General features: G+C 34.6%; 24 protein-coding genes. 6 read left to right on the top strand and 18 right to left on the bottom strand.

Translation table 11 applies throughout. The features are described 5' to 3' along the window. Positions 1–8: 8 nt before the first annotated feature. Positions 9–185 (bottom strand): hypothetical protein, encoded by a 177-nt coding sequence (locus BN999_RS20610; RefSeq protein ID WP_176481940.1) that lies wholly within the window; start codon positions 183–185, stop codon positions 9–11. 270 nt (positions 186–455) lie between these two features. Between BN999_RS20610 and BN999_RS10085 the strand changes: the two genes are divergently transcribed. Both BN999_RS10085 and BN999_RS10080 read left to right on the top strand, forming a co-directional pair. Next, positions 456–1,202: a spr1630 family ClpXP-sensitive toxin gene (locus BN999_RS10085; RefSeq protein WP_096271250.1), complete on the top strand. Its 747-nt coding sequence runs from the start codon at positions 456–458 to the stop codon at positions 1,200–1,202. Between the two features lie 24 nt (positions 1,203–1,226). Next, a complete protein-coding gene (locus BN999_RS10080; protein ID WP_096271249.1) occupies positions 1,227–2,435 on the top strand; it encodes a spr1629 family repressor/antitoxin in 1,209 nt (402 codons plus the stop codon). Between the two features lie 169 nt (positions 2,436–2,604). Here the strand turns inward: BN999_RS10080 and thiD are convergent, their stop codons facing one another. Both thiD and BN999_RS10070 read right to left on the bottom strand, forming a co-directional pair. Next, positions 2,605–3,438: a bifunctional hydroxymethylpyrimidine kinase/phosphomethylpyrimidine kinase gene (thiD, locus tag BN999_RS10075; RefSeq protein WP_096271248.1), complete on the bottom strand. Its 834-nt coding sequence runs from the start codon at positions 3,436–3,438 to the stop codon at positions 2,605–2,607. A gap of 44 nt (positions 3,439–3,482) precedes the next feature. Continuing rightward, positions 3,483–3,992 carry a YfiT family bacillithiol transferase gene (locus tag BN999_RS10070; RefSeq protein ID WP_096271247.1) on the bottom strand — a complete coding sequence of 170 codons (510 nt, stop codon included), beginning with the start codon at positions 3,990–3,992 and terminating at the stop codon, positions 3,483–3,485. Positions 3,993–4,194: 202 nt separating this feature from the next. On the opposite strand from BN999_RS10070, the gene BN999_RS10065 reads away from it, so the two are divergent. Both BN999_RS10065 and BN999_RS10060 read left to right on the top strand, forming a co-directional pair. Next, the gene (locus BN999_RS10065; protein WP_096271246.1) at positions 4,195–5,067 is read left to right on the top strand and encodes an Hsp33 family molecular chaperone HslO; all 873 of its coding nucleotides are present in this window, start codon (positions 4,195–4,197) and stop codon (positions 5,065–5,067) included. Further along, a complete protein-coding gene (locus BN999_RS10060) occupies positions 5,067–5,813 on the top strand; it encodes a MerR family transcriptional regulator (protein ID WP_096271245.1) in 747 nt (248 codons plus the stop codon). Before BN999_RS10065 ends, BN999_RS10060 begins: the two co-directional genes overlap by 1 nt. An 8-nt stretch (positions 5,814–5,821) precedes the next feature. Here BN999_RS10060 and BN999_RS10055 read toward each other — a convergent pair whose 3' ends face one another. The 14 genes from BN999_RS10055 to BN999_RS09990 form a co-directional block, all read right to left on the bottom strand. Further along, a complete protein-coding gene (locus BN999_RS10055; protein WP_096271244.1) occupies positions 5,822–6,031 on the bottom strand; it encodes a hypothetical protein in 210 nt (69 codons plus the stop codon). 60 nt (positions 6,032–6,091) lie between these two features. Further along, a complete protein-coding gene (locus tag BN999_RS10050) occupies positions 6,092–6,367 on the bottom strand; it encodes a DUF2277 domain-containing protein (RefSeq protein WP_096271243.1) in 276 nt (91 codons plus the stop codon). Between the two features lie 23 nt (positions 6,368–6,390). Beyond that, positions 6,391–7,137, bottom strand: a complete 747-nt coding sequence (locus BN999_RS10045; RefSeq protein WP_176481939.1) for a class I SAM-dependent methyltransferase — start codon at positions 7,135–7,137, stop codon at positions 6,391–6,393. Between the two features lie 2 nt (positions 7,138–7,139). Beyond that, positions 7,140–7,667 (bottom strand): GNAT family N-acetyltransferase, encoded by a 528-nt coding sequence (locus BN999_RS10040; RefSeq protein ID WP_096271242.1) that lies wholly within the window; start codon positions 7,665–7,667, stop codon positions 7,140–7,142. A 32-nt stretch (positions 7,668–7,699) separates the two neighbouring features. Beyond that, positions 7,700–8,701, bottom strand: a complete 1,002-nt coding sequence (locus tag BN999_RS10035; RefSeq protein WP_176481938.1) for a phosphotransferase enzyme family protein — start codon at positions 8,699–8,701, stop codon at positions 7,700–7,702. A gap of 91 nt (positions 8,702–8,792) precedes the next feature. Next, the gene (locus tag BN999_RS10030; RefSeq protein WP_096271240.1) at positions 8,793–9,071 is read right to left on the bottom strand and encodes a hypothetical protein; all 279 of its coding nucleotides are present in this window, start codon (positions 9,069–9,071) and stop codon (positions 8,793–8,795) included. A 24-nt stretch (positions 9,072–9,095) separates the two neighbouring features. Next, entirely contained in the window at positions 9,096–9,494 is a 399-nt protein-coding gene (locus BN999_RS10025) for a hypothetical protein (RefSeq protein WP_096271239.1), read from the bottom strand. 19 nt (positions 9,495–9,513) lie between these two features. Continuing rightward, positions 9,514–9,750: a hypothetical protein gene (locus tag BN999_RS10020; protein ID WP_096271238.1), complete on the bottom strand. Its 237-nt coding sequence runs from the start codon at positions 9,748–9,750 to the stop codon at positions 9,514–9,516. Positions 9,751–9,807: 57 nt separating this feature from the next. Further along, the gene (locus BN999_RS10015) at positions 9,808–10,224 is read right to left on the bottom strand and encodes a hypothetical protein (RefSeq protein ID WP_096271237.1); all 417 of its coding nucleotides are present in this window, start codon (positions 10,222–10,224) and stop codon (positions 9,808–9,810) included. A gap of 132 nt (positions 10,225–10,356) precedes the next feature. Next, positions 10,357–10,629, bottom strand: a complete 273-nt coding sequence (locus BN999_RS10010) for a lipoprotein (RefSeq protein WP_096271236.1) — start codon at positions 10,627–10,629, stop codon at positions 10,357–10,359. A 26-nt stretch (positions 10,630–10,655) separates the two neighbouring features. Continuing rightward, entirely contained in the window at positions 10,656–11,504 is an 849-nt protein-coding gene (locus BN999_RS10005; RefSeq protein WP_096271235.1) for a pentapeptide repeat-containing protein, read from the bottom strand. Between the two features lie 41 nt (positions 11,505–11,545). Next, positions 11,546–12,013, bottom strand: a complete 468-nt coding sequence (locus tag BN999_RS10000) for a hypothetical protein (protein WP_096271234.1) — start codon at positions 12,011–12,013, stop codon at positions 11,546–11,548. Between the two features lie 21 nt (positions 12,014–12,034). Next, positions 12,035–12,460 carry an NUDIX hydrolase gene (locus tag BN999_RS09995; RefSeq protein WP_096271233.1) on the bottom strand — a complete coding sequence of 142 codons (426 nt, stop codon included), beginning with the start codon at positions 12,458–12,460 and terminating at the stop codon, positions 12,035–12,037. Between the two features lie 100 nt (positions 12,461–12,560). Next, the gene (locus BN999_RS09990; protein WP_096271232.1) at positions 12,561–13,013 is read right to left on the bottom strand and encodes a hypothetical protein; all 453 of its coding nucleotides are present in this window, start codon (positions 13,011–13,013) and stop codon (positions 12,561–12,563) included. A 141-nt stretch (positions 13,014–13,154) separates the two neighbouring features. Between BN999_RS09990 and BN999_RS09985 the strand changes: the two genes are divergently transcribed. After that, positions 13,155–13,520: a VOC family protein gene (locus BN999_RS09985; RefSeq protein WP_096271231.1), complete on the top strand. Its 366-nt coding sequence runs from the start codon at positions 13,155–13,157 to the stop codon at positions 13,518–13,520. 108 nt (positions 13,521–13,628) lie between these two features. Continuing rightward, complete coding sequence (locus tag BN999_RS09980) at positions 13,629–13,910, top strand: hypothetical protein (RefSeq protein WP_096271230.1); 282 nt, start codon at positions 13,629–13,631, stop codon at positions 13,908–13,910. A gap of 81 nt (positions 13,911–13,991) precedes the next feature. Here BN999_RS09980 and BN999_RS09975 read toward each other — a convergent pair whose 3' ends face one another. Beyond that, positions 13,992–15,035, bottom strand: a complete 1,044-nt coding sequence (locus tag BN999_RS09975; protein ID WP_096271229.1) for a multicopper oxidase domain-containing protein — start codon at positions 15,033–15,035, stop codon at positions 13,992–13,994. Positions 15,036–15,236 lie beyond the last annotated feature (201 nt).

Below are 15,236 nucleotides of genomic sequence, written 5' to 3'. Positions count from 1 at the left end.
AATCCCCCCTAACTTTTAAGCGAGTATCCTCTTGCTTCTTTTACCGATACAATTTGGGCTTCGATTCCATGTGCTGAACGGAACTTTTTCCGAGCTTCTGCTGGTGTCCGGGCGATAATGGTCTTTAATTGTTTCTCTCCGTTATCTTCTGTTTCAACAAAGTATCGTTTTGCTCCACATTTCATGAATCTCACCTCGTTATAATCTATTATCTCGCGGGTCCGTGGTGTGGTCAAAGGTTTGGATTCCAAATTTCAATTTAATAGCATCCTTAGCTTATTCAATCAATCCCTTCTATGCACCATTTCTCCACAAATGCAAAATAAATACAGGTTACTATAATCTTTTCATCATATCTTACAGACAACTTTAAAAATTTTAAATAAAATCATATCTTTTTCTATAATTCTGAATTAAAATAGAGTTAAAATAGTAGTATTAATGGAGGGATAGGTTTGGATCAATATAAATTTCATTCATATGATAGCAGCACAATTGTTAATGCTATAGTTGAAGGCTACAGAGATTATATTGAACATCGAAAAGAACGACATTGTAAAATGAAGATAAGTTCCGCCTTCGCATGGACTAAAGGGAATTTTATTGAGAGTAAAATAGCCGAAATTAGTGAAAATCTTAATTTATCTTATAAGAAAGCAAAGGCAGGTTTAACATGGGATTATTTACAATTTATACACGGTGAATCTAAGAAACTCTTTCTTATTAAGAATGCAGCATATTTCAATGAGAATAGTTTCTCTCAAGCTGTATTACCCAATAATAGTAACATCAAGGGTAGTCGAAGAACTTATCTTCATGAGCTTTCAAAAATTAATAAGGACCTTGACTTTACAACTACTACCACTAGCCCTATAAATACTAAAAATCACAGCGAGCAACTAACACTGTTTATATCAGAGGACCAAGTGAAAGATGAATTAAATCACTTTCAATCTACATATCATGAATTTCGTATACTTACCTACAAAATTGATGAAGCCTATCAGATTTCAGAGATTATGCATTATTTACCTAATCCGGAAAATAATATAGCTTATAAAATTGAAGACCTTTCTGAATATATAACTGGAGCGGAATTATCGGATGAGGAACGTGAAGTTATTGCTCCGGAACAGGAAAATGATATAATTGACCCTGCAGCATTTGATATAGGAATCTTCAAAGAAGAACAAAGTAATTAGATTAACTAGACAAGGAGGAGAGTTATGTTTATTGGTGAAAATTTAACTAATCTTCGCATCATGCACGGCTATTCACGAAAACAGCTCTCTGAGACATTAGGGGTAACAGAACAAGCAGTTTGGCAATATGAAAATAATTACACTTCACCGAAATTGATGACAATAAATGATTTAAAATCTATATTTCATGTGAAAAGTAAATATTTTTATAATAAGGATATGCTTAGGCAATATCTAGAGCCACAGAATATTCCAATTACGAATATTGCATACCGCTCTAAGATAATGAATGTAATATCAAAAACCCAATCTGAAGCAAAGCACTTAGAGTTTTTAGATAGCTTTGTTAACTATATAACAGCCAATGTAGTTTATCCATCTCTAAAGATTATACAATTAAGAAATACTATCATTGAATACTTAAACTCTACAAATGATGATAGAGTAACACAGATAGCAAACGTAGCCAAGTTGGCAAGGTTTGAATTAGGACTTCAAGATGATTCAAACGACGATCTCATGTTCTTAGTTGAAAAGAGCGGTATTTTTATCTTTGAAAAAGCAATAGGTGATGAGATAGATGCCTATAGTTTATGGACTAAACAAGACAGACCTTTTATCATCTTAGGAAATTTGAAACGTTCCGCAGTACGAAGGAACTTTGATATAGCTCATGAACTCGGTCACTTATTACTTCACTATAAAGTTGAATTCACTAGCTTAGAACGAAAAGAGCATAAAGAACTCGAAGATGAAGCAAATCAGTTTGCAGGTGCATTTCTTCTACCTGAGGAACCATTTATTGCCGATATGGAATCCATCATTCATGTAACTAATCCGGATGCATATATAGATCTAAAAAAGAAATGGAAAACATCCATACAAGTTTTAGGATATCGAGCAGCTAAATTAGGTATATTTGACGCAAAAAAACATCGCAATTTTTATGCTGCGCTTCATAGAAAAGATTATTTAAAATTAGAACCACTTGATGAAACCATACCAATTCAAAAACCTCAAAAAGTCAAATCAATAATTGATTTACTAGTTAAAAAAAAGCTAATAGATGTACGCCAAATGATTGAATCCGATTGGATGGTAGAAATTGAATTCTTCCATAAAATCACTGGGATTAGTAATAGTTTTTTTAACAAATACTTGGTTATGGAACAAGACTTTGAGCTTGTTGATGTAAATGAATTATCATCCGCTATACGTGAAAAGAGCTTATAATGTTTGTGAGTTTTGGAAATAAAACATACTCCAATCCAAACTAGAGAATTACTAATCTAACAAGACACTCCCTAGATTATAGAAAATATTGTAGAGCAAACATGAGAAAGGTGTTGGCAGACTAATCTTCATCTACCAACGCCTCTTTATTTATTCAGGAGTCTTAGCCCTATTCCCCATGCCCAACCTTAATCACATGAGCCTCTCCAAATTTCCGTTCAGCTGCATGATAAGTTGGTCCAACCATATCATTATAGGAAAAACCATGTTCAATCGCAGTTGTTACAAAACTTTTTGCCAGATGTACAGCTTCTTCTACTGCTTTTCCTTTTGCTAAATAGGCACAAATAGCGGCCGAATAGGTACATCCTGCTCCACTGGTATTTACTGTGTCAATTCTTGGTGCTTCAAATGTCGTTATTGTTTCCCCATCATATAGCACGTCCACTGCGGGTCCAGTAAGACGGCCACCTTTAACAAGAACATACTTTGCCCCTAATTCATACAAATCAATCGCTGCTTGCTTTAATTCCTCTACGTTTGAAATTGTTCGATCATCTAATAAAAAGGACGCCTCTGGAATATTAGGTGTAATAATGGTAGCTAGCGGAATGAGCTTCTCCTTTAACGCTACAATAGCATCGTCAGCAAGTAGCTTAGAATCAAGTTTTCCAACCATAACCGGATCAACAACTATTTGCTTAATGGAAGAATTAGCAATAAGCTCCGCAACCGTTTCAATTACTTCAGTCGAAAATAACATACCTGTTTTCATCGCATCTGCCCCGACTTGCTTCATTGCAGTGTCAAACTGGGCTTCAATTGCTTCTAGTGTCATAGGATGCACATTTTTATCTGTTTTTGGATGTCTACCAACGATGGCTGTGATAACACTCATTCCATACACATCTAGTTCTTGAAATGTCTTCAAATCTGCTTGAATCCCTGCACTTCCTCCAGAAGCAGAGCCTGCGATTGTCATTACTCGTGATGGATAGTTCATAATCGGATTTTCCTTCCCTATTTATGTCGTTAGTTTATCGTGTGCTATTTTGTTAATGCTATCTTGATATGAGCAAGATGATGTTCCTCATGCCAAGCTAATTTTGCGATTTTGGTTGCTACAGTTATTTTACCATTATTCTCGTGGGTGAAGACTCGACTTAAATCCTCTTTGGTCAATATTTTTCCTAAAGCCACAATCCGATTATTAATGCCTTCCAACATTTTAATAGAACTTTCTACCGGAAGTTTGGTATCAGGTTGGACCGCCCACTTGTCTTGATCAAAATTTGGAACTAATGGATTTTCATCAGTTAAAGCTAGTTTTAAACGTTGATACATGTTTAACTGGGAATCTGCAATATGATGAACAAGCTCACGAACTGTCCAACTACCATCACGATAGGTTTTACTTAGTTCCTCACCGCTCAATGAATCGACAGTTTCTCTTAATCGAATCGTGTATGTTTCGATTTGCTTTAGCCATCCTTTAATATCCTCATGGGTTACTTTTTCGGGTACTTGTAGTTTGCCAATTGGGAATATACTATCCATGTTCAAACCCCTTTTCCTATATTCATACTAACCTATAATATACCTAATCTATCTAACCTTTGCATACTTTTTGACATAATACAGGACCTATTCAGAATGTGGTTTGAAAAAATGTTATAATTTCTTATAAACACTTGAAACTTACGTAACGTAATGATTTACACTTAAAAAAAACATTAACTTACGTAAGGATTGATTTAGTATGAAAAATAGAATTATAAAAACACTTATCTTTAATAAGCAGTTACGTCTTTACCTTATTAATAATACAGAATTAATAGAGGAAATCCTGCAAATTAAGGAGCAATCTAATATAATTATTAATACTGCACTTGCCAATTCAGTCACCATTGCTACCTTACTATCCGCGACACTTAAGGGAAATCAAAGGTTGAGTACCACTCTAACCATGAGTAAACCAAAATATAAAATTCATACGGATGCAGATGCTCATGGCAACATACGTGGATATGCAAATAATTATTTACTCTCACAAGGCCAATATAAAACAATAAAACAGCTCATTGGATTAAAAGGCGCAATAAGAATGATAAAAGGTGTGGATATGAACCAATTCACGGGCATAACTGATATGCCTTATCAAAATATAGACAAAGACTTTGCTCACTACTTTAAACAGAGCGAACAAACGGATACTTTATTCAAGACTCATGTTGATTGGGAAGGAAATGGTACAATCAAAAACAGTTATGGTTTTTATGCACAACTACTACCCAATTCCTCCGAAGGGCTACTGAAGATAGTGGAAGAGAAATCCGAAATGTTAATTTCAATTTTAAAAGGCCTACCTCATAGCACAGAAGTGGAAGTTATTAATTTATTAAATCGATACTTTTCAGGAGTGGAATTTATCGGTTACAGTAGTGCTCAATTCTTCTGTGGTTGTTCGAAAGCAATGTTTTATGGGTTGTTACATTCAATAGATAAGTCGGAGTTGAAAGAGTATGTTCAAACAGGGAAATCAATTACATCAACATGTAATATTTGCGGGAGAAACTATCATTTTAATACGGATGAAATGAAGACGTATCTACGGGAGGGATCTACAAACTAATGACTAAGCTTTGGAGAACTGGGGAAATTGCAGAAATATCAGGGTTATCTGTAAGGACTTTAAGATATTACGATCAAATTAAACTGTTGAGTCCTACCGAACACACTAACTCAGGACACCGAAGATATACGCACAAAGATTTACAAAGCTTGCTTGAGATAATTACTTTAAAACAAATGGGTTTTTCGTTAGAAGAAATTAGGGATTTAAAAGAACAAGGTAATCATTCAACCATCTCAGAGATTCTTAACAATCAAATTCAAAGAGTAAAATCCTATATTGATGTACAGCAAAAGCTACTAATACAATTAGAGCATGTTCATGATGAGTTTTCTAATTCCAAAAGAAAATTTATCTCATTAAAAAGTATTACAACACTTTTCGAACTCATGAATGCAAATCAAACTAATCACTTTAGTAAAAATCAAATAAATAGGATGCGAGAACATTATTATTCCATTGATGAAACGACGCTTCATTTGAGTGAAATAGAATTTAACTCGATATTAGAAGAACTAAAAGATAAAAAGGAAAAAGGCATATCTCCTCATGACGAGTCGGTTATTAACATCGCAGCAAGATGGAATAACATGATTCAAAGCATATCACCTAAAGACAATGAACTTCGAAAAAATGCAGAATTGTTTTATGCTGATAATCCAGACTTGGCAACTAAAGTAGGTTTAGAATCTTCCTTATATCAATATTTATATGAAGCATTATCAAATATACCAAAAGACAACTAACGATATCGTTAGTTGTCTTTTATTTGGCTATTTATATCCTTTATTTCTTCTTCTAAGATTTCAATCCTTTTAATTAAATCCACATTCACTTCACTCTTTATTCCCTTACTATTCGAGTTTCTCATAATGATTAATACTATACCTACTACTACCAAAAATATAATAATTATGACTATTATGGACACTATTAATATGGGTAACACTAATTGGACGTCCATACCTTCCCCCTTAATAGCAGCTATACTTTTATTAAATAAAAGCCAATTATAAAAATTGCGCTAATTATTTGTCCCAAATCTTTTAGCAGATCGAATACGCGCTTTCTCAGCTTCTACTTCTCGATTACGAGGCTCTGCACTAGTCTCCAACGAATTTAATAACTTACTAGTGACTGCTGCTATTTCTTGGATTGCTTGATTAAAAGCCTCTTCGTTCATTTTAGAAGGCTTATTAAAACCAGTTATCTTTCGGACATACTGTAGCGATGCTGCATAAATCTCTTCATCGGTTGCTGGTGGATTAAAATTATATAGTGTTCTAATGTTTCTGCACATAGGATACTCCTTTTAATATTAGTTTATTTTTTAGCTGAAATTGTAAATTCCCAAGGTATATTTTCATTGTTCCATCCACGGTGTTCATCAAAACTATTTAATGTAAATCCAGTACTAATCACAGAATTGATTATTTCACTTAATGTATAGGAGCTAATAAGTACATCAGGGAATTCTTGTTGTTCTGATTCTGCAAAAAACTCTTTATAAGCCAAATCTCCTCTTTGTAGTTCCTGTTCAAAATAATTAGGGATATATTCGAAGTCAGGCCCAATACATCGTTTTATGGGGTGATAATCACTTAAAATCAATTTTCCACCACTCTTAAGGATAGAATATTGAATAGCCATCAATCTATCAATATCATTAAAATAGTGTAATATTCCTCCTTCTAAATAAAGAATATCAAAGGTCTCTTTATACTTTTCCAGATCAATATCGTAAATATCTCCTACTACATAATCAATCGAGGTATCTGCACATTCTGCTAATTCTAATGCATATCTCTTATTTTCCTCTGATATATCAAAAACGGTTACCTCCGCACCTAATAAAGATAGAGGAACAGCTCTTCTTCCATTTGAACCACATAAATTTGCAACTTTCATCCCTTCAATATCATCAAAATGATGTTGGTGTTTTTTTAAACTAGCTTTGGGATTTTTTAATATTTTTTTAGCCTTATCGATCGGAGAGCCATCTTTTTTATACCAAAACTCATATGCCCGATATTCCCAAGCCTTTTTATTTTGGTTACTTTGTTCATTCATTCTCAGGCATACTCTCTTTTTAAAATTCCCATGATAATGATGTCATGCCATTTTCCATTTCTATATAATCCTTCGCGTACTACTCCCTCTTTCACAAATCCCATTTTATTATATAGATGTATCGCTTTTTCATTGAGAGAGAAAACCCTTAGTGAAACACGGTGTAAATTTAGTTCTAAAAAAGCATATTCAAGTAACAATTTTAAAGCCTCTGTCCCGTATCCCTTCCCCCAATATTCCTTTTCACCAATATCGATAATACATTCAGCGCTTCTATTTTTTGTGTCGATATTTATAAGTGACGTTATACCAATTGCCATTTTCCCATCCTGTTCCTCAATAATATAGCTCTTAGAAGATGCGGAATTAAGGATAACAGTTTCAACAAAACTTTTAGTTTCAGTAAAGGTATATAAATCTAATGATGGATTTGTTGTTTTCATAACATCCAAATCATTTCTCCAAGCATGATACTTATCAATATCACTATCTTCCATTTTTCGAAACCGAAGCCTTTTTGAACGTAACATTTAACTTCAACTCCCTCACAACCATACTTGAACTAAATTTGTTCTCTGTCTCGTAATAAATCATTATAATTCATATCTAAGAAGGGTATATCACGCACTATATCGCTCTTCATCACATTTAACTTCTCTACCACTCTTTTATTGTCTTTTTGCTCTTTAGTTAGGTATTTTGAAAAAAAGAGATACGAGAAAATCCTTCTATAATTTAGGAAAAACTGCAATTTAGTATACCAATAAGATTCGAGATTATTTTCAGTTAGATAGCCTTCTAAGAAAGCCTTCATAAACAGATAAGCGAACTTTTCTCTTTCTTTACTATCATATTCATCAATAGATTGGACAGCATGATATAATACAATTGCAATATCATATATAAACCAGTTGTACTCACAATCTCCAAAATCAAATAGGATTATTTCATTATGATGCACATAGAAATTTCTTTGATGAAGATCATGATGTATCATTCCATATCCATTTTTATCTTTTGGTAGTTTACTAAGTTCCGCAACATATTCTTCCCATTTTTGTACAACTGCTTTGTTCACTCCACATAGGTCCTCGCTAAATAACAATCCCATATTCCAATCTTGTCTTTGTATCACTTCATCTGATGGGATGTAATGTTTCGATAATCTATGTATTTTCCCCAGTGTTTTTCCCCAAGAATGATAAAAATCCCTATTCCAGGTTTCTGTGTCCTTAAGGTCGATAAAAGAGCCTTTTGCTTTTTCAAAAGCTAAAACATAGCATTCCTTTTCGCCATCTACTGTAATGGTCTCTAGATATTTTCCATTAGTTGAGCGTAAAGGTGGGGTTAGTTTAACACCTGATGAATGTAGAAACCTTACCCAATCCAATTCGGCGATAATAGCTTCTTTCTTATACACCGTACTAGGATAAAATTTCAGCACAAAATTCTCACCATTCCTTTTACCCTCAAATACATTGCTTGAAAATCCACCAAGCAATCGTAATTCTGGACCATCCGCATCGAATCTTTGTGCACCTTCAGATAAAGTACCCTTATCCAATTGTCTCCTCCTTTCCCACAATAAAAAAGTGACCAAGAATGATCACCTTCATATTCGCATACTTCACTTAATCGACTTCAACTCATTCTATTCAATTTCCTTTTAATCTAATAAATTGTTTATATAACAATAGAACAATTCCACAAACTACCGTCAGTCCTATAATAGAGAACAAGTAAAATATAGGTGAATATGTATATCCAATTGCTACTTCATTTTGAAGCATCGCTACATTTCCCCATGCACCCGCTATATCTGGTTGATAATTTTTCGTTTTAATAAAACCGACCAACATCATTCCGGATATATATATGATATGAACGATTAAAGAAGCAATAAAAGCTTGTAATATCGTCTTCAGATTGGCCACCTCTACTTTCCGTCTTGAAGAATCTTATTTTCTATCAATTAATCCATCTCCACTAATCTGTCCACCGTCTGGTAATGAAATCCAATCTAAACTATATATGTAATCGCCTGCATCATCCTTACTCTTTGCTGAAAAAGTAACGATATACTCTTGGTTTTCTTCGATAATATTATATACATTGGCATCCTTGATAAAAACTTTATAGGTATCCCTGTTTTCACTTTTTTCATAAGCATTATAGCCAATAATCCACATTTTCTGGTATTCCCCTGGTACAACTAGGTGTCCTTTTTCTTCTATATACATTCCACCAAACGTAATATCGGGATATCCTTGCTTAGTTATAGAAGAGTATGTCAAAACCATTAAAAAGATGGAAATGATAACAACGCTAAGGAATACAATCTTCTTTTTATTTTTCATCCTACACCCCCAAGTTATATTAGTGAGACGACCTCCCTCTAGCTTTAACAATACTCACAACAAACCCTACAATGGACGCTATAACGGCCTTTAACAGAAAGTATTCCAAAAGCCCGTCTATTACCGTTCCTTTAAACTTTTGAATCCATGTTGCTTCTGAAACCCATTCAATTTCTAAGCCAATTCCTACTATCGCAGGAGCACTTAGCACGATATAAACTAAAATAAAACTAATCAGAAATGCTTTTAGATTCATTATGGAACTCCTTGTTATTGGTGGAAGTATCCCCTCTGTTACTCTATTAAATCTTGCTTAGTTAGGCTTTTCTTTTAAACTGTCTAGCAGAATATATCCAAAAATCAAACCTGCAATCGTTGAAAATGGCATATCATAACTTCTAATGAGTACCCCACCGAATGGTAGTGAAACACCTGGCAAGGAAAAATATAAAATAAAAATCTGAGAAATATACAGAGTTGGAATACCTATTGCACCTAATTTCACCCAATCAACAGACCATTTTCTCTTTTCCTTAATTTCTTTAATAAATGCCGGCAACCTTAGGATCATCCCGATTAAAATAGGAAATATGGTGGAGTATATCGTAAGTAGCATTACGGGTGCTTCGAACAATAGATTTTCTTTCATTTCAATAGGTACTTTATATCCTAAGAAAATTAGAGTAAGGATGCCGATTGTACATGTAAAGTACATGAGAAATCGTTTCATCGTTTTCTTTCCTCCTCATACCATCTCTTACTACAATTCTAACATAATATTCTGATAACAAAATATGAATTTCAGTCCAATAAAAAAGGACGACCAGTTTAAGATCGTCTTGCCTTAACACACTTCCTTCTACTAACAATTTGTTTCATTGCCTCCCATAATCTTGCCGCTTTGATCATCAACATAATCAGTACCGAATTGGCAATCAGCATCAATCTCCCACTTCACTAAATATTCTCCATTTTGATGACTTACCGATACTATTTCAACTTCTCCTGCATTCTTAGAATGGCGTTCCATCACAACTGCCATTGCTTCTTCTTCTGTTATCTTTGGACTGCTATTACAGCCAGTAAGGAGAAAAAGTATAAAGAAAAGTAAAAAACTATAACTGATTTTTTTCATTCCTTTACCTCCTATTTAAGCAAAACTCAGTTACTCCAATGAGTTGGACGTTTAATATGTGAAGGAAGTCTTGTCATTCCATCACCTTTAGCCGCATTAATTTGCATCTGAGTTAGAAACATACCCGTTGATAAATTAGCTCCTCTTAGATCGGCATCACGTAAATCTGCACCAATGAAATCCACACCTCTTAAATCCGAATTTCTCAAATCTGCAGCAATTAAATAAGCTCCTCTTAAGGTTACCCCTCTTAAGTCTTTACCTTTTAATTTTTTGCCAATCCAGTCTGCTCTTTCGTGATTATAATTTTTGGATTTCTTATCGGGTAACTTTGTAATTAAGTTACCTCGAATATAATCACTTGTTTCAGCTAGTAAATTATTGAGAGGGTATCTGATCATCACTAGATCAAGAGCCAATAAATTATCCGCATCAAGTTTGGTTAGATTCTGTAAGTCTATTAATTGTTCATTTAATCTATCAGACAATTTATCCGGGATGTCATACCCTAATGCCTCAGCCGTGTATGCAATCATTTCGTGAATTTGTTCCATAACAGGAAATACTCGGAACATCTTATCGCCAATTTCAGGATTATCCCGCCAACTCTTACCGTTAAAAGTAACTTGAGAAACAATTTGTCCAGCACCTAAACAGTCAAACACCGTACACCCTTTGAATCCTTCCTCTCGTAGATTACGATGAATTTGACAACGAAAATCAGATTGTAAATGAACACAGGCTTCACCTGCCGGCTTGTTTATGGGAAAGTCACTTGAAGCTACTATATTTAGAGCTGTGCAGCAAAGTCCAAAACAATTCGAACAATCAGCTGTTAAACTTTCTCTAATAGTTTTCGCTTTTTCTAGATGCATTTTGATACTCTCCCTATTGATAGCTTTATAAAAATGGTACTTTACTCAAATAAAGAACTAATATAATCATATACAGCATTCTCTTCATCTAACACATTGTAGTGATCCTCAAACGTTCCTATATGATCCTTGCCAATCGTATACCTATGAAAAGTACCGTAAAAGTGAACAGTTAGTTCATATGTGTCATTACTATACTGAAATCTACCATTTTTCCTGATCCGTTGTTGATTGCTAAGTAAAGTTGAAATTATATCTTTATCCTCAATTTTTATCTCTTCTCTTTCACCAGAGGATTCGGAGTCGGGAGCTTGAATAGTTATGTAATTAATTCGTTCTGTATCTAACTCCGTAATAACAAGCTGTTCGTCATCTATAATTTGTTCTACAATCATCTCTCTAAAAGTAGTAGGTAAAGAGAATGATATATCAAACACTAGCACAATAATAACAATCGAAAGTAAGACCCTAGTTAGAAGTGCAAATTTCCTTAGTTTTCTCTTTTTCAAGTTTAGACTCCATCCTTATCACTACGACATTTTAGATGTATAAAATTCAACAAGAAACGGCTGAGACTCTTCATCCAAACAACGTTCTATTCTTTCTCTGAAATTCTTAATCGTAACCATTTCCAATGCTTCTTCAATAGGGAAAAATCCCACTTCTAAACTTTCCGAACTAGTCGTTGGAACGCCACCGATTGCCTTTCCTAGAAATAATGTATTACAGATAGACCGCTCTACATTCTGAAACACGCCACAAAACTTAGTAATTTCGATGTCAATTCCAGATTCCTCTTTGGTTTCCCTAATGGCTGCATCTTTCAATGACTCGCCTTCTTCCACCTGTCCACCAGGCATCTCCCATCCTCTACGTGGCCCTTTAATAAGTAATAGTTCATTCTGATCATTCAATACGATTGCAGCTGCTGAAATAATATGTTTGGGTACAGACATCTAGTTTCCCCCTAAAATTATCTTTTAATTTCAAAATCTCATATTACTATATTAATATTAACATAATTTTCCTAAATTAAATTATATGAAAAATAGTTAATTATTTAACTAACAAAGCAAACGCATAAAAGGCATCTCCGTCAGACACATCACCTTCGCTCCACCATACACCATAATCGTAAAAGTAGAGCCCTTTTTCGTTCGGTGCAGTGAAGGTATAATCCGTTACAGCTACTTCTATTTCACCATCTTCACTTGTTTGGTTAAGGTGAACTTCATTCGGCATTGGTTCATAATCCATCCCGAATGTCACCTTCGTACCTGGCTCAACCGGAATCGGACTTTCATTCTTTAACATGTCCTTCGCGCTCGCCGTATCCACACATCCATTCTTCCAACAGTAGGTGCCAAGTACGGTGTCATATCTTTTCCCATCAATTTCTATGAAAGCATTTGGAGGTTTATCCCCTTTAAGTTCACTACTGTCTGAGCCAAAAGGATTACAGCCTGCTAGAATTACCAATAGTATAGTTAGAAACCATAACTTTTTCATTATCATAAACTCCCCTTTTATGAGTAGGACGTTATCATTCTTCGCTTTGTTTCACCACTGCGTAACTTCACGGAATATAAAGGATAATAATAACTTCATAGAGAACTATATTAGAACAATAATATTTAGGAGGCGTTATAGTTGATTAAAAATATTGCTACAGTCGGTGTCTATGTAGAGGATCAACAAAAAGCGAAACAGTTCTGGACAGAAAAAATCGGATTTGAGGTTGTTGCTGAACATCCAATGGGACCGAATGCTACTTGGTTAGAGGTTGCTCCACCAAACGCCGAGAGTCGCCTAGTCATCTACCCGAAATCGATGAGGGGCGGTTATGACATGCCTCAAGTTTCGATTGTATTTGAATGTGAGGATATAGAGGATACCTATGAAAATATGAAAACAAATGGAGTGGAGTTTGAACGAGAACTAAATAAAGCGCCATGGGGAACTAGTGCTATCTTCTGTGATGAGGATGGAAATAAGTTTTTGATTAAAGGTATCTAGGTAAGCTTTAGCTGTTACCAAATTATAACACCGCCATAATGAATATTTAGTGATAAAATATGAGAGAGAATAGTTTCTCACTTTATATGTACATAGGGGTGAAAAGATTTGCAAATAACAAAAGATGATGTGACACAGTTCCCCTGTTTTTTCAATCACCAATCAGCGAGAATGTGGTTAAAGAGTGTTTATGGAGAGTATATCGCATTAAGTCATGTGGATTATAGAATGGAAACCAAAATCTATTTTTATCATTTAGTTCAGGATAAAACTAGATACTTAGAGTGGAAAGACTCGAAGATGAGATTAGAGCCTGTGGAAGATTCAGTATACAGGGATACATACCAATTAATTGAAATTACAGAGACTGGTAGATTAAAGTTAAGATAGTATAGGCATAGCTTCATAATTTAAATTATGAAAGGAAGAAAGGTACTTAACCCTTCTTCCTTTTTCTTTCTACATATTTTCTTACTCAGTCACACGGATAATAGCCGCAGCACCCTTCTGAACATGATTGAATTGGTGGGTTACAATCGTGTAATCCCCTTCCTCAAATACCTCAAATTCAACAACTGCACCACCACTAGCTGGTAATTGTACCGTTTGCATTCCTTTCAGGACATTCTCTGGATTCCCATCTAAATACGTAACATCAAACTGTGCACCTACCACATGGAAGGAACTTACTTGGTTTGGTCCTACATTATTGATATATAGACGAATACGATCGCCAACTTTAGCTTGTAATGGTTCGTCTTTCAATGTAAAGGTGTCACCGTTTGTATTACGATCACCTTCTTTTAGAGCCTTGGTAGAGAATACAACTTGGTTTGGTGTTCCATCTGTAAAGTCATCTAAATCATTATAGTTATACCATTCGTTTTGAATTAGAGCGAACTCCTTATCAACGATGTCATCTGTAGGATAGCCATCTTTTGGTTTCACAATAACGACACCATGCATGCCATTGGCAATATGTGAAAGAGCTGGACCTGTTGCACAATGGTACATAAACACCCCAGGTCTGTTCGCTGTAAAGGTAAATGTTCCACTTTCATCCGGCATTATATCAATAAAGTTCTTGGTAGGTGATGTTTCAACCGCGTGGAAATCCATACTGTGTGGAATCGCAGGATCCATATTCTTTAATGTGAAATTCATTGTATCGCCTTCATTCACCACAATTAATGGTCCGGGTGCTTCCCCATTAAATGTCCAAGCTTTATATATTTCATTTGGTGCGATTTCAATATCGGTAATTTGTGCTGTCATTTCAATATTTACTTTATGTTCTCCAACTCGTTCAAATTTTATAGGGATTGGTTCCTGATTTAAGTCTTGATGTGCTGGGATAATAGTAGTTTCTTTTTCATCGTTTACCGCTGCACTTACCTCGTCATTTGATTTATCTTTTGAATCTGATGTAGCCGTATCTTTTTCGTCACCACAACCTGTTAAAAACAATGCTAAACCTAAAGCACCAATAACGATGCTCTTCTTCATATTCTTCATTTCATTCACTCCCGTTTATTATTCGGTTTTTTGTGGATGAAAGAGCGCTCTTCTTTTATCTACATCTTCATTATATAAAATAAGACTAGAAAAGTATGTGATTGGGTTAACAAGGTAACGTCACAAGATGAGAGGGTAACATTTTGTTTTTAATGGAGTCTAAAGTGTTGATGTGACAGGGGTTAACTGACTTTGGGCAGA

This window comes from Paucisalibacillus globulus (genome assembly GCF_900184735.1).
GTDB lineage: Bacteria > Bacillota > Bacilli > Bacillales > Amphibacillaceae > Ornithinibacillus > Ornithinibacillus globulus_B.
Note: the sequence above shows the minus strand (reverse complement) of the source record. Positions and strands in the feature narration are given on the sequence as shown.